21 protein-coding genes are annotated in these 21,361 nt (G+C 68.5%); 9 read left to right on the forward strand and 12 right to left on the reverse strand.

The genetic code is table 11. The features are described from left to right. The first annotated feature begins 64 nt into the window (after nt 1–64). The gene (locus tag ASF63_RS08045; RefSeq protein ID WP_056511788.1) at nt 65–1,414 is read left to right on the forward strand and encodes an HNH endonuclease; all 1,350 of its coding nucleotides are present in this window, start codon (nt 65–67) and stop codon (nt 1,412–1,414) included. A gap of 22 nt (nt 1,415–1,436) precedes the next feature. Here the strand turns inward: ASF63_RS08045 and ASF63_RS08050 are convergent, their stop codons facing one another. Next, on the reverse strand, nt 1,437–2,354 hold the full coding sequence (locus ASF63_RS08050) for a DUF808 domain-containing protein (RefSeq protein WP_056511791.1): 918 nt from the start codon (nt 2,352–2,354) through the stop codon (nt 1,437–1,439). A gap of 151 nt (nt 2,355–2,505) precedes the next feature. Between ASF63_RS08050 and msrB the strand changes: the two genes are divergently transcribed. Both msrB and msrA read left to right on the forward strand, forming a co-directional pair. Further along, complete coding sequence (gene msrB, locus ASF63_RS08055; protein ID WP_056511795.1) at nt 2,506–2,976, forward strand: peptide-methionine (R)-S-oxide reductase MsrB; 471 nt, start codon at nt 2,506–2,508, stop codon at nt 2,974–2,976. Further along, the gene (gene msrA, locus ASF63_RS08060) at nt 2,973–3,518 is read left to right on the forward strand and encodes a peptide-methionine (S)-S-oxide reductase MsrA (protein ID WP_056511798.1); all 546 of its coding nucleotides are present in this window, start codon (nt 2,973–2,975) and stop codon (nt 3,516–3,518) included. Before msrB ends, msrA begins: the two co-directional genes overlap by 4 nt. A 58-nt stretch (nt 3,519–3,576) precedes the next feature. Here the strand turns inward: msrA and ASF63_RS08065 are convergent, their stop codons facing one another. From ASF63_RS08065 to cycA, 8 genes are all read right to left on the reverse strand, one after another. Further along, nucleotides 3,577–4,386 carry an alpha/beta fold hydrolase gene (locus ASF63_RS08065; protein ID WP_056511801.1) on the reverse strand — a complete coding sequence of 270 codons (810 nt, stop codon included), beginning with the start codon at nt 4,384–4,386 and terminating at the stop codon, nt 3,577–3,579. A gap of 82 nt (nt 4,387–4,468) precedes the next feature. Then, nucleotides 4,469–5,932: a catalase gene (locus ASF63_RS08070; RefSeq protein ID WP_056511805.1), complete on the reverse strand. Its 1,464-nt coding sequence runs from the start codon at nt 5,930–5,932 to the stop codon at nt 4,469–4,471. Nucleotides 5,933–5,995: 63 nt separating this feature from the next. After that, a complete protein-coding gene (locus ASF63_RS08075) occupies nt 5,996–6,418 on the reverse strand; it encodes a Fur family transcriptional regulator (RefSeq protein WP_056511807.1) in 423 nt (140 codons plus the stop codon). 161 nt (nt 6,419–6,579) lie between these two features. Beyond that, a complete protein-coding gene (locus ASF63_RS08080) occupies nt 6,580–7,245 on the reverse strand; it encodes a histidine phosphatase family protein (protein WP_321163153.1) in 666 nt (221 codons plus the stop codon). A gap of 95 nt (nt 7,246–7,340) precedes the next feature. Continuing rightward, nucleotides 7,341–8,270 carry a DnaJ domain-containing protein gene (locus ASF63_RS08085; protein ID WP_056511812.1) on the reverse strand — a complete coding sequence of 310 codons (930 nt, stop codon included), beginning with the start codon at nt 8,268–8,270 and terminating at the stop codon, nt 7,341–7,343. Between the two features lie 70 nt (nt 8,271–8,340). Further along, the gene (locus ASF63_RS08090; protein WP_056511815.1) at nt 8,341–8,994 is read right to left on the reverse strand and encodes an IMPACT family protein; all 654 of its coding nucleotides are present in this window, start codon (nt 8,992–8,994) and stop codon (nt 8,341–8,343) included. Nucleotides 8,995–9,025: 31 nt separating this feature from the next. Then, nucleotides 9,026–10,012 (reverse strand): aldo/keto reductase, encoded by a 987-nt coding sequence (locus ASF63_RS08095; RefSeq protein ID WP_056511818.1) that lies wholly within the window; start codon nt 10,010–10,012, stop codon nt 9,026–9,028. Between the two features lie 185 nt (nt 10,013–10,197). Beyond that, a complete protein-coding gene (cycA, locus tag ASF63_RS08100) occupies nt 10,198–11,658 on the reverse strand; it encodes a D-serine/D-alanine/glycine transporter (protein ID WP_056511820.1) in 1,461 nt (486 codons plus the stop codon). 145 nt (nt 11,659–11,803) lie between these two features. Between cycA and ASF63_RS08105 the strand changes: the two genes are divergently transcribed. After that, complete coding sequence (locus ASF63_RS08105; protein WP_056511822.1) at nt 11,804–13,276, forward strand: MATE family efflux transporter; 1,473 nt, start codon at nt 11,804–11,806, stop codon at nt 13,274–13,276. 120 nt (nt 13,277–13,396) lie between these two features. Further along, nucleotides 13,397–13,789 (forward strand): hypothetical protein, encoded by a 393-nt coding sequence (locus tag ASF63_RS08110; RefSeq protein ID WP_157534278.1) that lies wholly within the window; start codon nt 13,397–13,399, stop codon nt 13,787–13,789. Nucleotides 13,790–13,805: 16 nt separating this feature from the next. Here ASF63_RS08110 and ASF63_RS08115 read toward each other — a convergent pair whose 3' ends face one another. Beyond that, on the reverse strand, nt 13,806–15,515 hold the full coding sequence (locus ASF63_RS08115) for an AMP-binding protein (RefSeq protein WP_056511827.1): 1,710 nt from the start codon (nt 15,513–15,515) through the stop codon (nt 13,806–13,808). A 50-nt stretch (nt 15,516–15,565) separates the two neighbouring features. Continuing rightward, a complete protein-coding gene (locus ASF63_RS08120) occupies nt 15,566–16,033 on the reverse strand; it encodes an Lrp/AsnC family transcriptional regulator (protein ID WP_056511830.1) in 468 nt (155 codons plus the stop codon). A gap of 114 nt (nt 16,034–16,147) precedes the next feature. Here ASF63_RS08120 and ASF63_RS08125 point away from each other — a divergent pair, with 114 nt between their 5' ends. Both ASF63_RS08125 and ASF63_RS08130 read left to right on the forward strand, forming a co-directional pair. Then, a complete protein-coding gene (locus ASF63_RS08125) occupies nt 16,148–17,362 on the forward strand; it encodes a trans-sulfuration enzyme family protein (RefSeq protein WP_056512892.1) in 1,215 nt (404 codons plus the stop codon). Nucleotides 17,363–17,508: 146 nt separating this feature from the next. Continuing rightward, nucleotides 17,509–19,308, forward strand: coding sequence for a hypothetical protein (locus ASF63_RS08130; protein ID WP_157534279.1), 1,800 nt, complete (start codon nt 17,509–17,511; stop codon nt 19,306–19,308). Nucleotides 19,309–19,448: 140 nt separating this feature from the next. Here ASF63_RS08130 and ASF63_RS08135 read toward each other — a convergent pair whose 3' ends face one another. Further along, nucleotides 19,449–19,916, reverse strand: coding sequence for an acyl-CoA thioesterase (locus ASF63_RS08135; RefSeq protein ID WP_082477949.1), 468 nt, complete (start codon nt 19,914–19,916; stop codon nt 19,449–19,451). Between the two features lie 126 nt (nt 19,917–20,042). Between ASF63_RS08135 and ASF63_RS08140 the strand changes: the two genes are divergently transcribed. Together ASF63_RS08140 and ASF63_RS08145 are read left to right on the forward strand one after the other, a co-directional pair. After that, complete coding sequence (locus tag ASF63_RS08140) at nt 20,043–20,657, forward strand: ClpP family protease (RefSeq protein ID WP_056511836.1); 615 nt, start codon at nt 20,043–20,045, stop codon at nt 20,655–20,657. Further along, the gene (locus ASF63_RS08145) at nt 20,654–21,247 is read left to right on the forward strand and encodes a ClpP family protease (RefSeq protein WP_056511840.1); all 594 of its coding nucleotides are present in this window, start codon (nt 20,654–20,656) and stop codon (nt 21,245–21,247) included. The genes ASF63_RS08140 and ASF63_RS08145 overlap by 4 nt, the downstream gene beginning before the upstream one ends. The last annotated feature ends 114 nt before the right edge of the window (nt 21,248–21,361 follow it).

A 21,361-nucleotide genomic window follows, 5' to 3' on the forward strand; every position in this document is an offset into this window, starting at 1 on the left:
CCGCGCCCTCGATCGCATGTCGGCATACCGACCGAGATTCGAACATATCTTCTAAAATGGAGGCATGTCGAATTCCCGTCTGACGCCGCTGCTCGAGGCCATCGAGTGCCTCGGCGACGCCTGGGCAGATGCGGAGAGGGGCATCGATCTGTCCCGGGCCGAACTGCTCGGTGCCCATCGTGCGGTCAGCGATATTCAGCGGTGTCTCGACGGACTCCACGCCGAACTCGCCGCCGCGATCGCTCACGAATCCCGGCCGGAGCTCGGTCCTGAAGGGCTGGCGAAACAGCAGGGATACCGGAGTGCGGCGGCGATGATCGCCGCCGCCACCGGCGGTTCGCCGGGAGACGCGAAGCGCCTCATCACGGTCGGTCAGGCAGCAGCGCCGCGCACCAACCTGCTGGGCGAGGCGCTTCCGGCGAAGTACCCCGCGCTGGCGACGGCGCTCGCCGCGGGGGAGATCTCCGTGGCGGCCGCTGCGATCATCGTCGCACTGCTCGAACGCGTCCGCCTCAAGGTCGGGTCGGCGCGGGTCGAAGAGGCCGAGCGGCTGCTCGTCGAGCGGGCCGCGGGAATGACGCTCGACGACGTGCGCACGCTCGTCGCCCGTACCGAGGCCTGGCTCGACCCCGACGGGGTGGCTCCGAAAGAACGGGAGGCGCGCGATCGCCGGTCGCTCACGATGTTCGAGCGCGACGGTTCGCTTCACATGGTGCTGCAGACCGATATCGCCTCGGGGGCGCCGATCAAGGCGGCGATCCAGGCCTACGTGTCGGCGACCTTCCAGGCGCGGATCACGGCGCCCGACCCGGGTGCTCCAGACGCAGACCATCGCACGGTCGCGATGATCCAGGCCGACGCGCTCGCGGCTATCTGCGAGCACGCGATCGCCTGCGACAACGGCGGGATGCCCGCCACCGGCGCGACCGTGATCGTGCGCGTGAACCTCGACGACCTCACCGCAGGGCTCGGTGCCGCGACGATCGACGGCAGCGATCAACCCGTGAGCGTCAGCACCTGCCGCCGGATGGCTGCGGGTGGCGGGATCATCCCGGTGGTGCTGGGGTCTGACGGAGAGATCCTCGACTGGGGTCGAGAGAAGCGACTGTTCACGCGGGCGCAGCGCCTGGCCCTCGTCGAGAGGGATGGCGGATGCGCGATGTGCAGCCTTCCGCCCCAGATGACCAAAGCGCATCACCTGAGATGGTGGCAGCGCGACACGGGGCCGACCGACCTGAACAACGGAGTGCTGTTGTGCGAGTCATGTCACCACCGCATTCACGACAACGGGTGGGACATACGCATCGAAGGCGTCGGTGTCGCCGCGCGAGTGTGGCTCATTCCACCCCTGCACGTGGATCCGGCGAGGACTCCTCGACTCGGTGGGAGGGCTCGCTATGACATCGCGGCCTGAAGCAGCATCTGTCGTGCGTGCGTCAGACGTGCACGTCGGCGGGCGATTCCTCGCCCTCGTGGAAGTTCGGCTTCTTTCCGATCAAGCGACCGATGCCCAGGATGATCCCGACGATGATGAGACCGGCGATCAGTCCGGCGATGGCCGAGAACAGGGTGTCGCCGATCCAGACGATGACGCCACCGGCCGGCTCGAGGAAGTGCTCGATTCCGTGCAGGATGTCGGCGCCGAAGTGCACGCCGACCTCGCCGAGGTTCACGAGAAGCAGGTGTCCACCGACCCACAGCATCGCGACCGTGCCGAGGATGCTGATGAAGCGGAAGACCGCCGGCATCGAGCGCACGATGCGCGTGCCCGTGTGGCGGACGCGCTTCGACGGGTTCTTCGCCATCTTCAGACCGATGTCGTCGATCTTCACCAGCAGCGCCACCGCACCGTAGACGACGCCTGTCATGAGCAGCGCGATCACAGCGAGGATCGCGAGGGTGGTCCAGATGTCGAGGCCGGCCTCGAGGTTCGCCAGCGAGATCAGCATGATCTCGGTCGACAGGATCAGGTCGGTGCGCACGGCACCCCAGACGAGCTTGTTCTCGTTGCGGTCGCTCTCATCGGAGTGCCCGTGCTGCACGCCGAACCACTCGAGCACCTTCTCGGCACCCTCGAAGCACAGATACGCGCCACCGAGGATCAGGAGGTACGGCAGTACCCACGGTGCGAAGGCGGTGAGGAGCAGCGCGATCGGGATGATGATGACGAACTTGTTCGCGAGCGATCCGAGGGCGATCTTCGCCACGACCGGCAGTTCCCGGGCGGGCGTGATGCCCTGCACGTACTGCGGCGTCACGGCGGCATCGTCGATCACGACTCCGGCGGCCTTGGCCGAGGCCTTCATCGCCGCGCTGAGGATGTCATCGACGACGGCGAGCAGTCCAACCGACATGTGCGTCTCCCTGTGGTGTGTGTGGCTGAGCAACTCTACCGACTGCGCGCAAACTCACAGCGCGCTCACAGTCCCGCGGGACCAAATCCGGGGCGCCGCTGGTTCTTCTCTATGACGCTGCAGCCAGCCGCGTCGGACAAGGAGTCAGATCATGGCGAACGAGTACAGCAAGAACCCCGCGGCGGTCAGCGACCTCACGCACCTGCAGTACGAGGTGACGCAGGAGGATGCCACCGAGCCGCCCTTCCGCAACGCGTACTGGAACACCCACGACGACGGCATCTACGTCGACGTCGTCTCGGGCCAGCCGCTGTTCGCATCGACCGACAAGTTCGACAGCGGCACCGGATGGCCGAGCTTCACCAAGCCCATCGAAGCCGATGCCGTGACCACGCGCACCGACCGCACGCTCTGGATGAAGCGCACCGAGGCCCGATCCAGCGGCGCCGACAGCCATCTCGGGCACGTCTTCGACGACGGACCCCGCGACGCCGGAGGGCTTCGATACTGCATGAACTCGGCCGCCCTGCGGTTCATTCCGGCTGACAGCCTGGAAGATGAGGGGTACGGTCGCTACCGTCACCTCTTCCCCACCACCCCCACCTCTGAGGAGCAGTCATGACCGACACCGGAACCATCACCCGCACCCCCGGGACCGAGACCGCCGTACTCGCGGGCGGCTGCTTCTGGGGCATGGAAGACCTCATCCGCCGCCAGCCCGGCGTGCTCGACACCCGAGTCGGCTACACCGGCGGAAGCAACGACCATGCGACGTACCGCAACCACCCCGGTCACGCCGAGGCCGTGGAGATCGTCTTCGATCCCACGAAGACGACGTACCGCGACATCCTGGCGTTCTTCTTCCAGATCCACGACCCGTCGACCAAGGACCGCCAGGGCAATGACATCGGCTCGAGCTACCGCTCGGCGATCTTCCCGCTCACACCCGAGCAGGAGAGCGTCGCGCGCGACACGATCGCCGACGTCGACGCCTCAGGCCTGTGGCCGGCCAAGGCCGTGACCACGATCGAGCCCGCGGGCCCCTTCTGGCAGGCCGAGGAAGAGCACCAGGACTACCTGATCAAGTACCCCAACGGCTACACCTGCCACTTCCCGCGTGCGGGATGGGTGCTGCCGAAGCGCGAGCAGAACGCGACGGTCTGACCGTCACACCGAGAGCCCTTCGTCTCCTCGAGACGGAGGGCTCTTCTCGTGCCTGCGGTCAGCTCTCCGACAGGAACGCCAGCGCGGCTTCCTTGAACGCGCGGGACCCGGGCGCGTTGAAGTGGTTGCGATCCGGGATCTCGAAGAAGCGACCCTGAGGGGCAGCTGACGCGAGAGCGCGAGAGCCCTCGATGATCGCATCCTTCGACCCGGTCGCGAACAGGATCGGGCTCGCCGGTGCGTTCGACGGATCGGGGTCGATCGTCCGTGACGACCGCATCCCCTCGGCCAGCGCGACGAGCGCGCCGAGGTCGTTGCCGGGAACGCGCTCGGTCAGTGTGATGTAGTTCTGCGTCGTGGGATCCGACACGGGCGTTCCGTCGGCCAGGTATGTGCGCACCTGATCGAGATCGAGCCTCGCCAGTGGAATACCGTCCGGCACCCCGCCGAGCACGGCGCGCCCGATGCGGTGCGGCAGATCGCGCACGACCTCCCAGCCGACTCGCGCGCCGAGCGAGTATCCGACGTAGACGGCTTCGTCGACGAGGTACGTGTCCATGACCGTCTCGACATCGGTCGCGAGCGTGCGGATGCCGTAGGCGTCGGCCTGATGCGGCTTCTCGCTCAGCCCGTGGCCGCGCTGGTCGAGGGCCAGCACCCGGTACCCGGCCTTGGTGAGCTCGCGCACCCACCCCGTGAGTACCCAGGTGTCGCGGGCGCTCGACGCGAATCCATGCACGATCACCACCACAGGAGAGTCGAGCTCGCCCCAGGTGTACGTCGCGAGGCGAGTGCCGTCAGCGGCGTGCACCTGCTGGGGTTCGGGCATGTTGGTCAGGTCGGAGAGAGGAACAGCCACGGCATCCATTGTCCTCCTCTGCGATGCCCGGATACGCCGAGACCCACCGGCCCCGAGGGGACGATGGGTCTCGGTCATCAGCGGATGCGACTCAGAAGCGAGCGCGCAGAGCGTCACCCAGCGAGGCGTCGACGTTCGTCCAGTACTGGAAGAACCGCTCGCGGATCGCGTCGATCGTGATGCCCTGGCCCTGGCCGGTCAGCGTCTCGAGGAAGCGCGCGCGCTGCTCGTCGTCGAAGACCGTGCGGTACAGCGTGCCCGCCTGACCGAAGTCGTCGTCGTCGAGGTGCAGGGTCGCGGCGGCACGGATCAGCTCGCCGTCCGACTCCCAGCTCGCCTCGACACCCGCGGCCGGGTCAGCCGTGGGGCCACCGGCCGGGCCGTACGAGTTGGGCGTGTAGACGCGGTGATCGGCCGGGTTGAACTTGTACTGCATCTGGCCTTCGTGCATGTAGTTGCGCACCTCGGCCGCGTGCGGCTGGTTGACCGGCAGCTGGTTGTAGTTCGCACCGATGCGGTAGCGCTGAGCATCCGAGTAGGCGAACACGCGAGCCATGAGCATCTTGTCGGGCGAGATGCCCGTGCCGGGAACCTGGTTGCCGGGCGAGAAGGCAGCCTGCTCGATCTCGGCGAAGAAGTTCTGCGGGTTGCGGTCGAGCGTGAACGTGCCGACCTTGATGCGCGGGTAGTCCTTCTTCGACCAGGTCTTCGTCAGGTCGAACGGGTTGAAGCGGTAGGTCTTGCCCTCTTCGTAGGGCATGACCTGCACGTAGACGTCCCACGAAGGGGCGTCGCCGCGAGCGATCGCGTCGAACAGGTCGCGACGGTAGTAGTCGGCATCCGATCCGGCGAGCTTCTCGGCCTCTTCGGCGCTCATCGCCTCGACGCCCTGCTTCGAGAGGAAGTGGTACTGCACCCAGAAGCGCTCGCCTGCGGCGTTGACCCACTGGTAGGTGTGCGATCCGTAGCCGTTCATGTGGCGCCAGCTGCGCGGCAGGCCGCGGTCGCCCATGAGGTACGTGACCTGGTGGGCGGACTCGGGGGAGAGGGTCCAGAAGTCCCACTGCATGTCGGCGTCGCGCAGACCGGAGTCGCCGAGACGCTTCTGCGAGTGGATGAAGTCGGGGAACTTCATGGCGTCGCGCAGGAAGAAGGTCGGCGTGTTGTTGCCGACGATGTCGAGGTTGCCCTCGGGCGTGTAGAAACGCAGCGCGAAGCCGCGCACGTCGCGCCAGGTGTCGGGCGAACCCTGCTCGCCGGCGACCGACGAGAACCGCAGCAGAGTCTCGCTCTGAGCGCCCGGCTGGAAGGCCGCGGCACGGGTGTAGGCCGACACGTCTTCGGTGACGGTGAAGGTTCCGAAGGCTCCGCCGCCCTTGGCGTGGGGGTTGCGCTCCGGCACGCGCTCGCGGTTGAACGACGCGAGCTTCTCGACGAGGTAGCGGTCGTGCAGGACCGTGGGTCCGTCGGCTCCGACGGTGAGCGAGTGGGCGTCGCTCGCGACGGGGGTGCCCGTCTGGGTGGTGGTGGCGGGCGTGGTCGATGGATCGGTCATCTTCTTCTCCTTCTGCGCACAGGCACGAGGATCATCCCGGGTGCCCGGGAGCGACGTCGGATGCTACTGCGCGGCGTTCTGGCAACTGGGGCACAGGCCCCAGAAGGTCACTTCGGCTGTCTGGACGGTGAATCCCCCCGCCGAAGACGGGGTGAGGCACGGCGCTTCGCCGACGACGCAGTCCACATCGCCGACCGCACCGCATTCGGTGCAGACGATGTGGTGATGGTTGTCGTCGATGCGCCGTTCGTAGAGCGCCGCGGAGCCTGCCGGTTCGATCCGGCGGATGAGGCCCGCCGTCGTCAGGTCCGCGAGGATGTTGTGCACCGACTGGATCGACGTCGTCGGGAGCACGGCGGAGACGGCGCGGAAGACCCGCTCCGCATCCGTGTGGGCCATGGATTCCAGTACCTCGAGCACGGCGACGCGGCCCGCGGTCGCACGCAGCCCGGCACCGCGAAGTGCCGAGTCGAGTTCTGTCTCCATAGGCCTGACTCTACCGGCAGTTTTTAGTTATTCAAAAGACCGGCGTGTCGGTGGAGGCGGTTGCGCGCACCGCGGTGCAGATCGTGAGGGACCTCGAGGACGCTCCCACGGTCTGCGCCGTGTCGCTGCAGCGGATGGGCTGAGCCGCGATCCGCGGGTCGTCAGGACTCCGAGGGCGCGAGAGGCAGCTCGAGCCCGTAGTTCCACGTCAGGATCGCCGGCTGCTCGCGGTAGAAGCTCAGCACTGACACCGATCCGGCATCGAGTGTGATCTGAGCGCCGAAGCGCGGAGCGAGCCGCAGGTAGACCGCGGTGAGGATGCGGAGGAAGTGCCCGTGCGCGACCAGCGCCACATCACCTTCGGTCAACGCCGGCAGCACGCGGGTGAGCACGCGGGAGGCGCGGGCCGCGACCTCTTCGACGGTCTCTCCCGGCGTCGCGCCGCGGATCACACCGTGAGTGAAGGCACTCCAGTCGTAGCCCAGCTCTTCGCGGATGTCCTTCGTCGTGCGACCCTCGTATCCGCCGTAGTCCCACTCGACGAGCAGCGGATCGACCTCGGCGTGCAGCCCCGCGAGCTCGGCGGTGCGCCGGGCGCGCTCGAGCGGTGAGCACAGCACGAGAGAGAAGTCGTAGTCGGCGACCAGCTGTCCGGCGCCGCGGGCGAGATCCTCGCCTCGCGTGGTGAGCGGGATGTCAGTGAGGCCGGTGTGCAGGCCCGCCTTCGACCATTCGGTCTCGCCGTGGCGCAGGAGCACGAGCTTTCCCTGCGGATTGTCGGGCGCGGGGTGATCGGGCAGCGGGTCGTATTCGGGGATCGCGGGCACACCGCAACCGTAGTCCGGACGCAAGCCCGGCCGACAGCGTCGTCCCGATCTGCGGAGCCCGCGGCAGCTCGGGCCGTGTGCGGACGGAGCCTGGATCAGACGAACGTGACGGTCTGCTGCAGCCGTGTGCGCACGTCGAACAGCTCGTTGCCGCCGATCGCACGGGCGCCGGGCACTCCCTGGCGCAGCACCATCGAGAGCGCACTGCGCCGCACGACGACGACCGGCACTCCTCGGCTGCTGCCGAGGGGTGTGACGGCCTGCGCGAGATCGTCGTCGGGGAGCACGATGATCACTCCGCCGAACTTCACCCGAGCGGCCTTCGCCACGGTGCGCATGCGGGCGAGGGCCGCGGTGACGGGCGCGCGGGTGCCGAGGCTCGGTCCGGTGATCTCACCGCGTCGGAAGCCGACGACTCCGCCGAAGTCCTCCGACATCACGCCGTAGAGGCCCGACGGGCTGAGCACCACGTGGTCGAGCTTGTCGTCGGCATCCGCGCCCGTGGCGACGTCGTGCCAGACGGTGAAGCCCATGCCGAGAGCGCTCACCGTGCGGGCGGTCGCCTCCTCGGCCAGCGCATCGGCGAGCAGTCGACGCAGGTCACGCGGTGCCGAGCGCACGAGTGCGGGGTCGTACGGATCGGGCACCTCGACGCCGCGCCCCGCCCATTCGCGGATCAGCGACAGGTAGCGCTCGCGTCGCCAGCCGCCGGGGTGGCCGTACGAGCGGGCGCGGGGGCGTGTGTCGGTGCGGGTGGCGGACTGCGGACGCCATCCGGTCCACTCCGGCTCCGACGGGATGCCGGGGTGAGCGCCGCTGCGGCGATCGTAGGCGGCGCGGCTCTCGGTGGTGCCGACGAGCTCCCACGCGCGCTGCACCTGGATGAACACGGCGGCATCGCCTCCGGTGTCCGGGTGCGATTCGCGCAGGCGGAGCCGGTAGGCACGTCGCAGCTCGACGTCGTCGACCGACGGGTCCACACCGAGGATCTCGTAGGCAGAAGCCGAGAGCGGGCTGTCGAACATCGCTCTCCTTCCGAGATCGCGGCATCCAGAATATCCGGATGCTGTTGTGCATCAGCCGTGCCGGTCGGGATCAGTCAGACACGTCGACGATGCGCTCGCCGCCGATCACGGGCACGACGGCTCCGGCGGAGGCCCCGGCGATGTCGTCCGCGAGCCTGTCGAGCTCGTGTGCGGGAACCCAGGCCTCGAGCGTCGCCAGCGCACCGTAGCGAGGTTCGCCGAGCGTCGCTCCGTGATGCAGGACCCAGTCGCGCAGCAGGTTGTCGAAGCGCCCGGCGTCGGCATGGGCGACATCCATCGTGATCCGGGTGAGCGACTGCCGCCGTACGAGCGCCGCGAGGTCGAGGGCCTCTGAGACTGCCGACGAGTACGCCCGCACCAGCCCGCCGGCCCCGAGCTTCACCCCGCCGAAGTAGCGGGTGACCACGGCGACGACGTCCGTCAGCTCGCGGCGGCGCAGCACCTCGAGCATCGGCACCCCCGCAGTACCCGAGGGCTCGCCGTCATCCGACGATCTCGCCTGGTCGCCGAGCAAGCCGGTGACCATCGCGGTGCAGTTGTGCCTGGCATCCCACCACTGCTTGCGGACACGCGCGATGACCGCATCCGCGTCGTCGACCGAGACGACCGGTTCGACGGTCGCGATGAACCGCGACTTCTTGATGATGAGTTCATGCTCCACAGGCGCGGCGATCGTGGCCGGGTAGGTGCGGGCGGAGGTCATCCGCCCCAGACTACCCAGCCACCATGCGCACTCAACGGTCGACGAACGACATCTGCTGCGGGTTGTAACGGTCGCCCTGCACTCCCACGCGCGCCGCGAGCTGGTCGAGATCGGCCATCTCGTCGGCCGAGAGCGCGACGGCCGTCGCTCCCGCATTCTCGGCGATCCGCGATGTCCGTCTCGTGCCGGGGATCGGGACGATGAACGACTCCCGGGCGAGCAGCCAGGCCAGCGCGATCTGGCCCGACGAGGCTTCCTTCGCCTCCGCAAGAGCGGTGACGTGACTCACGAGGGCCTGGTTCGCGGCCCGGTTCTCCTCGCTGAAGCGCGGGATGGTGCCGCGGATGTCCCCGTCCGAGAAGGAGGTCGTCTGGTCGACCGTGCCGGTGAGGAATCCCTTGCCCAACGGGCTGAACGGCACGAATCCGATGCCGAGCTCGGCGAGGGTGGGCAGCACCTCGTCTTCGGGGTCGCGGGTCCACAGCGAGTACTCGCTCTGCAGCGCGGTGACCGGCTGCACCGCGTGCGCGCGGCGGATCGTCGCGGCGGATGCCTCGGAAAGTCCGAAGTGACGAACCTTGCCCTCGGCGATCAGCTCGCCCACCGTGCCGGCGACGTCATCGATCGGCACGTCGGGGTCGACGCGGTGCTGGTAGAAGAGGTCGAGCACGTCGGTGCGCAGGCGCCGCAGCGACTCCTCGGCGACGCGGCGGATCTGCTCGGGCCGGCTGTCGAGACCGACGCTCTTGCCGTCTTCGATGCGCCAGCCGAACTTCGTCGCGATGACGACCTGGTCGCGGATCGGCTCCAGAGCCTCGCCCACCAGCTCTTCGTTGACATACGGTCCGTAGACCTCCGCCGTGTCGAAGAACGTCACTCCGTGGTCGAGTGCCGAACGCAATACGGCGATCATCTCGTCGCGGCCGCCGGGGTTCGGTCCGTAGCTCTGCGACATCCCCATGCAGCCGAGGCCGACTGCCGAGACCTCGAGTCCCTGTCCGAGTGTGCGAGTGTGCATGTCGAGTCCTTTCGTCAGGGCCGACGCTACGCCCGCTGACGGCCCCGAGGGAGGGCCTGTCGGAACCTCCCACAGGCAGCCGCCGTTCACGATTCAGCATGAGCAGTCCCGGACACAGCAGAACCGGCCGATTCGTCAGGAATCGGCCGGCTCATGCTGAATTGTGAACGCCGTTCCGCGCGCGCCTACTCCGCCGAGTCGTCGCGCAGGTACGCGATGTGCGCCGCGTGGCGAGTCAGGTGGTTCTGCGACTTGCGCACGAACAGCCAGGCGACGAGCAGCAGCACGAACCAGATCGGCGTCACCAGCAGCGCGGTCAGGGTGTCTGGCTGGGTCGTGAGCGCCCAGAGGATGAACACGAAGAACGCGAGCACCACGTAGACCATGAAGACGCCGCCCGGCATCCGGAACTTCGACGCGGCCACCTTCTCGGGGCGCCTGCGCCGGTAGACGAGGTAGCTGCAGAGGAAGATCGTCCAGACGAACATGAAGCACACGGCCGAGACCGTGGTCACCATGTCGAATGCCGTGCCGATGTCCTCGCCCGCGTAGAGAAGCACGACGCCCGAGAACAACAGGATGCACGACAGGAACAGCGCGTTCTGCGGCACGCGGCGCTTCGACAGGCGACCGAAGACGCGCGGGGCGTCGCCGTCCTTCGCGAGGCCGAACACCATGCGCGAGGTCGAGTAGATGCCCGAGTTGGCGCTCGACATCGCCGAGGTGAGCACGACGAGGTTCACGACGGTCGCGGCGATGCCGAGGCCCGCGAGGGCGAACATCGCGATGAAGGGGCTCTCGCCGGCGACGTACTCGGTCCACGGGGTGACGGCCATCAGGATCACGAGCGCGCCCACGTAGAAGAGCAGGATGCGGATCGGGATCGCGTTGATCGCCTTCGGCAGGTTCTTCTCGGGATCCTTGGTCTCGGCCGCGGCGGTGCCGACGAGCTCGACGCCGACGAACGCGAACACCGCGATCTGGAATCCGGCGACGAAGCCCATGAAGCCGTGCGGGAACATGCCGCCGTGATCCCACAGGTTGCTGAAGCTCGCGGTGCCGGCGTCGTGCTGGAAGCCGGTGAAGATCATCACGAGACCGGTGACGATGAGCGCGACGATCGCGACGATCTTGATCAGCGCGAACCAGAACTCCATCTCGCCGAATGCGGCGACGGTGGGCAGGTTCAGCGCGAGCAGGATGACGATCACGAGCACGCCGGGGATCCACAACGGGATGCCGGGGAACAGCGCATCCGTGTACCCGGCGATCGCGATCACGTCGGCGACGCCGGTGACGACCCAGCAGAACCAGTACGTCCATCCGGTGAAGAATCCGGCCCACGGGCCGAGCAGGTCGCTCGCGAAGTCGCTGAAGGACTTGTACTTGAGGTTGGACAGCAGCAGCTCGCCCATCGCCCGCATGACGAAGAAGAGCATGAAGCCGATGATCATGTAGACGAAGATCACCGAGGGGCCGGCGACCGAGATCGTCTTCCCGCTGCCCATGAAGAGGCCGGTGCCGATCGCTCCGCCGATCGCGAGCAGCTGGATGTGCCGGTTGCTGAGCGCCCGTTTCAGATGCTGCTCATCTGCGTCGGCGGCTCCGTCCACCCCGACGGTTCCTTCCGTGTTCTGTGTCGTCATCGCTCGAACCTCCGGTGTTCCGTGCCGCGACCCGCTGCGGCATCCTTCCGACCGTACTTGCCGATCGGGGATGGCAGGGAACCGAAACGATTCGATATCCTGGTTCGGCCCCCGATCATCCCCCAGTTCTGCGAGCCGCTTCCTCATGGCCACCTCTCTCACCACGGGCCGCCCGTGGCGTGTCATCCTCTCGTTCTCGATCCCCCTGCTGCTCGGCAACGTCGTGCAGCAGATGTACCAGTTCGCCGACGCCGTCGTCGTCGGCCGCCATCTCGGCGTCGAATCCCTCGCGGCCGTCGGTGCCACCGGCAGCCTGCTCTTCCTGCTGATCGGCTTCGCCTGGGGTCTGACCAGCGGCTTCGCGATCCCGATCGCCCAGGCGTTCGGCGCGGGCGACGGCGCGGCCGTGCGCCGTTCGGTCGCGACCGGCGTGATCCTGACCGGCATCACGAGCGTCGTGCTGACGATCGTCGCACCGCTGATCGCCGCACCTGTGCTCGCCCTGCTGCAGACGCCGGCCGAACTCATGCCCGAGGCGACGGTCTTCACGCAGATCAGCTTCATCGGCGCGAGCGCGACGATGTTCTTCAACTACCTCTCGGCGATCATCCGGGCCATCGGCGACTCGCGCACGCCCCTGATCTTCCTCACGGCGTCGTGCGTGCTCAACGTCGGCCTCGTCGTCCTGATGGTCGGCCCGCTCGAGTGGGGAGTGGGCGGAGCTGCCCTCGCGACGGTCGTCGCCCAGGCCGTGTCGGTCGCGCTCTGCCTCGAGTTCGTGCGTCGCCGCCTGCCGATGCTGCACCTGCGCCGTGCCGACTGGCGGGTCACCCGGGGCGACTTCACGGAGCATCTGCGCCTCGGACTCCCGATGGGCTTCCAGGCGTCGATCATCGCGATCGGAACGCTCGTGGTGCAGGTCGCACTCAACACCCTCGGCTCCGACGCTGTCGCCGCCTACACGACGGCGTCGCGGGTCGACGGTCTCGCCGTCGCCTTCCTCTCGTCGCTGGGTCTGGCGTCGTCGATGTACGCGGCGCAGAACCTCGGCGGGCGTCGGCCCGACCGCATCCGCCGCGGCGTGATCGAGGGCACCTGGATGGCGATCGCCGCCGGTCTCGCACTCGGAGCGCTGATCATCGCGTTCGGGACGCCCATGGTGCGGCTGTTCGTCGGTGAAGGATCCGACGAGGTCGTCAGGCTCGCGCACCTCATGCTGATCATCAACGGATGCGGATACTGGGCGCTCGGCGTGCTGTTCGTGCTGCGCGGCGCGCTGCAGGGGCTCGGCCACACGCTCATCCCCACGGTCACCGGGGTCGTCGAGCTCGTGATGCGCGTGGGCGCGGCTCTCGTGCTCGGCGCCATGATCGGCTTCGAGGGTGTGGCGCTGAGCAACCCGCTGGCCTGGCTCGGCGCGATCGCCCTGCTGGTTCCCGCATACGTGCGTGCCCACCGCGACCTCGGACGCATGCCCGTGGACCCCGTGGAGTCGACCGAGACGTCGACGATGGCGATCATCGGACCGACCGACGGCTCGATGGTCGTCGACGCGGTCGTCACCCAGCCGCTCCGCGTGATCAAGACGTCGCGTTTCGCGAGGTTGAAGCGCCGCTGAACGACGCGTCACGGTTGCGGAACATCATCCTTGAGATGGATGCCCAGTATGCCGACACTTCGTAGTGTTGGTAGTGCGGAGATTCCGTTTGACCGGGGGGTCGTGATGACGTCATCAAGAGTGGCAAACGAACTGGCATCGATACTGGTGCCGATCGGAGTGGTGGGAGCCGTGATCGCGGCTCTGTGCGCGATCGTCGCAGGAGTCGCGATCATGCGCGGTGCGGGAGGACTCGCGGGCGGAGCGGTGGGTCTGTGGATCCCGAGTGCGATGCTCAGCTCCACGGCGTCCTTCGCGAGTCAGTGGACTCCGCTGCTCGTGTCCGGCATCGCGCTCGCCGCGATGCTCGTGATCGGCGCTGTGGCGCGTGCGATCGTGAGCACCGGGGAACCGAGGCGTCAGGCAGCGCGGACGGCACGGGCCGAGGCCCTCGCCGATGCGCCGGATCCGCAGCCCGCGTCGCGCACGACGACTGCCCCGAGCACCGGCTCGCAGCCCGCACTCGCAGGCTGACCTCTGGGGCGCGACCTCAGCGGTAGTCGCGGTCGCGGTGCTGCGCGGCCTCGTCGCCCGAGGTCACGCGCTCGGCCTCTCTGGCGCGCAATTCGACCCGGCGGATCTTGCCCGAGATCGTCTTGGGCAGCTCCGGCACGAACTCGATGATGCGCACCCACAGGTGCGAGGAGAGCCGGTCGTGGGCGTACGCGAAGATCGATCGCGCCGCGTCCGCCTCGGCATCCGCTGCATCCGTCCGCAGACACACGTAGGCCTTCGGCACGGCCAGTCGCGTCGGATCGGGGCTGGGGATCACCGCCGCCTCGATCACGAGGTCGTGCTCGAGCAGCACCGACTCGAGTTCGAACGGCGAGATCTTGTAGTCGGAGGCCTTGAACACGTCATCCGCCCGACCGATGTAGGTGAGATACCCCTCGGCATCCCGCTGAGCGATGTCACCGGTGTGGTGATAGCCGCCGACGCGCGACTCGGCCGTCTTGTCGGGATCGTCGTAGTAGCCGGCCATGAGCCCGACCGGAGGGTGGGCCAGGTCGAGCGCGATCTCGCCCTCGTGCTCGGCGATCTCTCCGGTGGCGGGGTCGAGCAGCACGACGGGGTATCCGGGCAGCGGGCGCCCCATGGATCCGACCTTGACGGTCTGACCGGGGGAGTTGCCGACGCAGGCCGTCATCTCGGTCTGCCCGAAGCCATCGCGGATCGTGCCGCCCCAGGCCTCGCGCACCCTGTCGATGACCTCGGGGTTCAGCGGTTCGCCGGCTCCGACCAGTTCGCGCGGCGGGTGGGTGAGCCGCGCGAGGTCGGCCTGGATCAGCATGCGCCACACGGTGGGCGGCGCGCAGAACGTCGAGACGTGGTGCGTGTCCATGACCTGCATCAGGGTGTTCGCATCGAATCGGTCGTAGTTGTAGACGAACACCGTGGCCTCGGCGAGGAACGGCGAATAGAAGCTCGACCACGCATGCTTCGCCCACCCCGGTGACGAGATGTTGAGGTGCACGTCGTCGGGGCGTACGCCCAACCACCACATGGTCGACAGGTGTCCGATGGGGTACGAGACGTGCGTGTGCTGCACGAGCTTCGGGCGGCTGGTCGTGCCGCTCGTGAAGTAGAGCAGGGCCGTGTCGTCGGCGGGTGTCGCGGCATCCGGATCGAAGGTCGTCGGCGCGCTGGAAGAGTCGTCGAACCGCGTCCACTCGGAGGGGATGCCGTCGCCCACCCCGATGCGCAGCACGTCGGCGTCGATGTCGGCGATGCGCTCGGCAAGGCCGCCGAGCGTGACGATCGCGCGGGCCCGGCCGTGCTCGACGCGGTAGGCGAGGTCAGAGGCCGAGAGCAGCGTCGAGGTGGGGATCGACACCGCGCCGATCTTGGTGATCGCGAGCATCACCTCCCACAGCTCGATCGTGTTGCCGAGCATCACGATGACGTGATCGCCTCGTCGGATGCCGAGGCCGGTCAGCCACGCGGCGACCTGGTCTGAACGCGCGGAGAGGTCGCCGTACGTCCACGACTCGAGGCTGAGGTCGGCCGAGACGATCTGCACGGCCGGACGATCCGGGGTCTCGCCCGCGATGACGTCGAACCACTCGAGCGCGAAGTTGAACTCGGTGGGCGTCGGCCAGACGAACCCTTCGCGCGCCGCGGCGTAGTCCGTCGCGTTCGCGAAGAGGAAGTCGCGCATCTCGCGGATCGCGGTGGTGGCTGCGGTGGCGCTGCGGCTCATTCTGGGCTCCCTTGCTCGGCAGACGTGTTCCATCCTCGCCCACGATCCGCTCAGTGCGCGAGCAGACCGGCGCCGTCGCGGAGCTCGAACACCAGCTGCGTCTCGGTGCCGCGCACGACGGGGTGGATCGTGATGTGATCGAGCACGATGTCGCGCAGGGCGGTGGCGTCCTGCACCGCGACATGCACGAGGAAGTCGTCGACTCCCGCGACGTGGAACACCTGCAGCACCCGCGGGATGGCTGCGAGCGCGTCGAAGAGCGCGGTGACCTTGGGGCCCGTGTGATTCGCGAGGCGCACCTTGATGATCGCCTGCAGGGGCAGGCCCAGGGCCGCGCCGTCGACCCGGATGCGGGTGTCGCGGATGATCCCGCGCTCACGCAGAGCGCGCACACGGTGGGCGCATGTCGACTCGGCGAGACCGAGCCGGTGGGCCAGGGCTTTGTTGGTGATCTCGGCGTCGCGGGTCAGCGCGGCCAGGATCTCGAGATCTGTCTCGTCGAGTTGTGCTTTCGCCAATGCGCGCGCCTCCTCGTGATCAGCTGTTTGTTCAGAATATCGAGGATGCCTCAAAGCACGACGGATGCTGTCGAATTTCTGCGCATCGATCGCGATTCGGGCAACGTGGCAGGCATGACTGCACCGTTGCATCCAGACACCGTCGCCGTGCACAGCGGCCGTTCAGACCTCGAGGCCCTCGGAGTGCACGCGCTGCCGATCGACCTGTCGACGACCAACCCGCTGCCCGACATCGAGCGCGGAGGCGACTCGTACGAGGCGATGGCGACGGGTGGGCGTCCGCCCGCCGACGGCAGCATGGTCTACGCACGACTCTGGAACCCCACCGTGGCGCGGTTCGAAGACGCTCTCGCCGAGCTCGAGCACGCCGAGGCCGCCGTCGCCTTCGCATCGGGCATGGCGGCGATGACAGCGGTGATCCTCGCGCACGGTCCTGCGGCGGGCAGGAACCACGTCGTCGCGGTGCGCCCCCTCTACGGCGGCACCGATCACCTGCTCGGCTCCGGTCTGCTGGGTGTGGAGACGACGTACTGCCACCCCGCCGAGGTCGCAGCGTCCATCCGCCCCGACACAGGACTCGTGGTGGTCGAGACCCCCGCCAACCCGACACTCGACATCGCCGACATCGCCGCAGTGGTGGCGCAGGCGGGAGGTGTGCCGGTGGTCGTCGACAACACCTTCGCCACGCCTGTGCTGCAGAACCCCATCGACCACGGCGCGGCCATGTCGCTGCACAGCGCCACGAAGTACCTCGGCGGGCACGGCGATGTGATCGCCGGCGTGGTGGCCTGCGACGAGCGGACCGCAGAGGCGCTCCGCCGAGTGCGCGCCGTGACCGGTGGGCTGCTGCACCCGCTCGGCGCCTACCTGCTGCACCGCGGACTCACGACCCTTCCGGTGCGCATGCGAGCGCAGCAGGAGAGCGCTCGCCGCATCGTGCAGTGGCTGATCGACCGCCCGGAGGTCGCCGAGGTGTTCTACCCAGGACTCGACGACGACCCGGAGGGCGTCATCGCGCGCCAGATGCGCGGCACCGGGGCGATGATCGCGATGCGGATGCGGGGCGGGTATGCCGCGGCATCCGCTGTGACCTCGTCGACGACGCTGTTCACGCACGCCGTGTCGCTGGGCGGCGTCGATTCGCTGATCCAGCATCCGGCCGCGCTCACCCACCGACCCGTGCCTGCAGAGGCTCGCCCTGACGCCGATGTGCTGCGACTGTCGATCGGTCTCGAGAACGTCGACGACCTGATCGCCGACCTCGCCCAGGCGTTCGCAGCGCTGTCGCGGGCGGAGGACGCGGTGGCATCCGGCCGTCCGTGGGCGTGATCTCGGTGACGTTTGTCGAACAGCTACAAGGAACTGAGTCTCACTCGGAATGAGATCTAGTTCCGAGACGCAAACCTGTGCGAATCCTGAGAACCCGCCCATACACTCGCCGGTGGCAACGACGCCACTGACCCCGGGAGTCCTCAATGACGAGTGCAAAACCCCACGCGCACGGAATCGGCATGCGCATAGCCGTGATCGTGCTCAGCCTGCTGCTGGCTGCGATGGTGATCCTGTTCTTCCTGACCACAGGCAAGATCGCGGCCGGTGCTGCGGAGCTCGCCGACGGCACGACGACCGCACGAGACGGCTCGGCCGACCTCGCCGCAGGTGCCGGTGATCTCTCTGCGGGTGCCGACGAGCTCGCCGCCGGCACGGAGCTGCTCGCTGCGGGGGCCACGAGTGCCCACGTCGGCTCAGAGAAGGTCGCCACGGGTGCGCAAAGCGCGTCCACCGGCGCCGCCGCGCTCGCCGTCGGTGCCGACACCCTCGCGATCGGCGCCTCGAACGCCGCGTCCGGTGCCGCTCGGCTCAGCGCCGGAGCACTGTCGGCGCTGACGGGCGCCGAGCGTCTCGAATCGGGACTCACGAGGGCGGATGCCGGTGTGCAGTCTGCTCTCGACGGTGCGCAGCAGGTCTCGGCCGGTGCACAGCAGATCGACTCAGGAGCCCAGGCCGCGCTCGACGGGGCTCAGCAGGTGGCGGCAGGAACGCAGCAGGTCGACGGCGGAGCCCAGTCGCTCGTCGTCGGCGCTCACGACCTCACGAAGGGCGCGCAGCAGGTCGACGCGGGAGCCCAGTCGGTGCTCGACGGAGCGACGAACCTCGCTGCTGGGGTCGCCGGCGCACACCACGTCGCGGGGCAGGTACTCGGCGGGGCGAACCAGCTCAGCTCGACGATCACCGGCGCCGTGACGCCGCAGCTTCAGGCGCTCGCCAGCCCGGAGAACGCCGCGGCCATCACCGCGGCGGCGAACGGCGCCCCCGCGAACGCGCAGCAGCTGGCCGATGCACTCTCCCAACTCGCCGCGGCAGACCCGGCGAACGCGCAGATGCAGCAGCTCGCTGCTCTCGCCGCGGGAGTGGATGCCCAGGTCGACGGGATCGCCGGAGCAGCCGCGGCAGCACCTGTGCTCGCGCAGGGGACGATCCAGGCCGCCGCCGGCGCGCAGCTGGTCGCCGGAGGTGCGAATGCGCTGGTCAACGGTGATGCCGCACAGGGGTGGCCGGGAACGGTCGCGCTGGCGGACCCGACCGCCGGCGCCCCGGCCTTCGTCACCGGGGTGCAGCAGCTGAAGGCCGGCACCTCCGGTCTCGCGGCCGGTGCCTCGACGCTCGAGTCCGGTGTGGGCACGCTCAAGGCCGGTGCCTCAGCGGTATCCGCCGGTGCGCTGAAGCTCGCCGACGGCGTGCAGCCCCTGAGCGAGGGAGCATCGCGGCTCTCGGGAGGCGCGCTCGCGCTGGCCACCGGCCTTCAGCCTCTGAAGGCCGGCACCGCCGAGTTGTGGGCGGGCGCGGATCGGCTCGCCGCTGGTCTCGACACGCTCGCCGATGGCGCCGTGTCACTGCAGGACGGTTCGGCGCGACTCAGCTCCGGTGCGGCGAGCCTCGACGAGGGCGCGACCGCGCTGGCCGCGGGCACCGAGACGCTGAAGGTCGGTGCATCAGACCTGAGCACAGGCGTCGGCGAGCTCTCCGAGGGCGCGGCCACGGTGGCTGAAGGCACCGGCGAGCTGGCGGAAGGCGGAGACAAGCTCGAAGCGGGTGCATCGGAACTCGCAGACGGCAACGGCCTGATCGCAGACGGCTCCGGCACGCTCGCGACCGCGACGGCGGGCGCCGCGCCGTCGATGCTGCCCTGGGTGCTCGTCGTCACGCTGGCAGGGCTCATCGCGGTCGGCTTCTGGATCGGCCACCGCGTCAGCCACAGTCGGGCGAACGTCTGAGCGGCATCCCGGACTGACGCCGCACGCATCGAAGGAGATCTCTCGTTCCGAAGGACCCGATCCGTAGGATCGTCCTTCGATACGGGAGATCTCCTTCGGCGCGCGTGAGACGCAGGGCGAGAGGATGCCGGAGCCTGGCTCTACGGCAGGCGGATCGTGCCGGTGGCGATGCGCTCGGTCGGCATCCGATCGCGGTTGTAGGTGATCTCCTGGTACCCGTGCGGGGTGGGCGCCCCGTCTTCGTCGAGGCTCACGAACACGATCTTCTCGATCGTGAGGATGCGCTTGCGGGTGATCATGTTGCGGGCGACCGCGCGCATGGTCAAAGAGGTGGTGCCGAAGTGGGTCGCCTGCAAGCCGATCTCGATCAGGTCGCCCTGCACGGCTGAGGCCTCGAAATTGATCTCGGAGATGTGCTTGGTCACCGCCCGGTAGTTGCCCAGCTGCACGATCGCGTAGATCGCGGCCTCCTCGTCGATCCACTTCAGGAGGCTGCCGCCGAACAGCGAGCCGTTCGCGTTGAGGTCTTCGGGTTTCACCCACTTGCGGGTGCGGAAGTTGATGCCGTCTTCGGACCACTGCCACTCGGGTGTCTTCTGCTTCGCCATGCTCCGAGGGTAAGAGCATCGTGAGTCGGCGGTGTTACGCGCGAGTTCCGACGCGATCTGCTCTGGGCCGATCTGCCTCGGGCGGATACCGCCCCGCGCACGGTCCCGGCGGCGGATGCTGAGGCCATGAGCGAAGAGACCCCCATCCCGCAATTCGGACCCGAGGCCAGACGGGCCCTGTTCCACGAGCGCGTCCTCGTGCTCGACGGCGCCCTCGACGACGACAACGGCACGCTGCTCATGACGCAGCTGCTCACCCTCTCGGCTGAGGATCCGACGACCGATATCGCCCTCTGGATCCACTCGCCCGGCGGCTCCGTGCCGTCGATGCTCGCGATCCGCGACCTCATGAAGATGGTGCCGAACGACGTGTCGACCCTCGCGCTCGGACTCGCCTGCAGCGCGGGGCAGTTTCTGCTCTCTGCCGGGACGAAGGGCAAGCGCAGGGCGCTGCCGCACGCCCGCATCCTCATGCATCAGGGCTCTGCCGGCATCGGCGGCTCTGCCGGCGAGATCGAGACGCAGGCCGACGACCTGCGGCATATGCGCGACACCGTTCTCGGGCTGATCGCCGACGACACCGGGCAGCCCGTGGAGCGGATCTTCGAGGACTCGCTCCACGACCGCTGGTACACCGCCGGGGAGGCGAAGGACTACGGGTTCATCGATGAGATCGTCGGCTCGCTCGCCGATCTCATGCCGCGTCGACGGGCGCGGGTCGGTCTGGGGGCGAGCGCATGAGCGGCTACACGATCCCGAATGTCATCGCGCAGCATCCTCGGGGCGAACGCGTGATGGACGTCTACTCGCACCTGCTCGCCGAGCGCGTCATCTACCTCGGCACCGGAATCGACGCGGGAGTCGCCAATGCTCTGATCGCGCAGCTGCTGCACCTCGACGCCGACAGCCAGGACGCGGGTGTGCAGTTCTACATCAACAGCGAAGGCGGCGACCCGGGGGCGGCGCTGGCGATCTACGACACGATGCAGCACATCCGTCCCGCGGTCGCGACGACCTGCGTCGGGCAGGCGATCGGACCCGCCGCGCTGCTCGTCGCCGCCGGTGCGCCGGGGCAGCGAGCCGCACTCGCCCACGCCCGCATCGTGCTGCATCAGCCCGCGGGCCAATCGCGAGGCGCGATTCCCGATCTGATCCTCGCGGCCGACGAGGTCGTGCGGGTGCGGGCGGACATGGAGTCGATCCTCGCCAGGCACAGCGGACGCTCGCTGAACGAGCTGCGCGCCGACACCGACCGGGATCGCGTCTTCACGGCGCCCGCCGCCCTCGAGTACGGACTCATAGACACCGTCTTGGGGGAGCGGGCGGTCTGAGCCCGGGCCGGGTGTTTCGGGCGCGCCTGACCCGGGGCCGGGTGTTTCGGGCGCGCCTGACCCCGGGCCGGGTGTTTCGGGCACGCCTGACCCCGGGCCGTGTGTTTCGGGCGC

This window comes from Microbacterium sp. Leaf320 (assembly GCF_001423485.1).
In the GTDB taxonomy this organism is placed as follows: Bacteria; Actinomycetota; Actinomycetes; order Actinomycetales; family Microbacteriaceae; genus Microbacterium.

Bases quoted from the DNA above. Each gene is read 5' to 3' on its own strand.
- ASF63_RS08045 (WP_056511788.1), top strand. From the start codon at position 65: ATGTCGAATTCCCGTCTGACGCCGCTGCTCGAGGCCATCGAGTGCCTC.
- ASF63_RS08050 (WP_056511791.1), bottom strand. From the start codon at position 2,354: ATGTCGGTTGGACTGCTCGCCGTCGTCGATGACATCCTCAGCGCGGCG.
- msrB (WP_056511795.1), top strand. From the start codon at position 2,506: ATGGCGAACGAGTACAGCAAGAACCCCGCGGCGGTCAGCGACCTCACG.
- msrA (WP_056511798.1), top strand. From the start codon at position 2,973: ATGACCGACACCGGAACCATCACCCGCACCCCCGGGACCGAGACCGCC.
- ASF63_RS08065 (WP_056511801.1), bottom strand. From the start codon at position 4,386: ATGGATGCCGTGGCTGTTCCTCTCTCCGACCTGACCAACATGCCCGAA.
- ASF63_RS08070 (WP_056511805.1), bottom strand. From the start codon at position 5,932: ATGACCGATCCATCGACCACGCCCGCCACCACCACCCAGACGGGCACC.
- ASF63_RS08075 (WP_056511807.1), bottom strand. From the start codon at position 6,418: ATGGAGACAGAACTCGACTCGGCACTTCGCGGTGCCGGGCTGCGTGCG.
- ASF63_RS08085 (WP_056511812.1), bottom strand. From the start codon at position 8,270: ATGTTCGACAGCCCGCTCTCGGCTTCTGCCTACGAGATCCTCGGTGTG.
- ASF63_RS08090 (WP_056511815.1), bottom strand. From the start codon at position 8,994: ATGACCTCCGCCCGCACCTACCCGGCCACGATCGCCGCGCCTGTGGAG.
- ASF63_RS08095 (WP_056511818.1), bottom strand. From the start codon at position 10,012: ATGCACACTCGCACACTCGGACAGGGACTCGAGGTCTCGGCAGTCGGC.
- cycA (WP_056511820.1), bottom strand. From the start codon at position 11,658: ATGACGACACAGAACACGGAAGGAACCGTCGGGGTGGACGGAGCCGCC.
- ASF63_RS08105 (WP_056511822.1), top strand. From the start codon at position 11,804: ATGGCCACCTCTCTCACCACGGGCCGCCCGTGGCGTGTCATCCTCTCG.
- ASF63_RS08115 (WP_056511827.1), bottom strand. From the start codon at position 15,515: ATGAGCCGCAGCGCCACCGCAGCCACCACCGCGATCCGCGAGATGCGC.
- ASF63_RS08125 (WP_056512892.1), top strand. From the start codon at position 16,148: ATGACTGCACCGTTGCATCCAGACACCGTCGCCGTGCACAGCGGCCGT.
- ASF63_RS08130 (WP_157534279.1), top strand. From the start codon at position 17,509: ATGACGAGTGCAAAACCCCACGCGCACGGAATCGGCATGCGCATAGCC.
- ASF63_RS08135 (WP_082477949.1), bottom strand. From the start codon at position 19,916: ATGGCGAAGCAGAAGACACCCGAGTGGCAGTGGTCCGAAGACGGCATC.
- ASF63_RS08140 (WP_056511836.1), top strand. From the start codon at position 20,043: ATGAGCGAAGAGACCCCCATCCCGCAATTCGGACCCGAGGCCAGACGG.
- ASF63_RS08145 (WP_056511840.1), top strand. From the start codon at position 20,654: ATGAGCGGCTACACGATCCCGAATGTCATCGCGCAGCATCCTCGGGGC.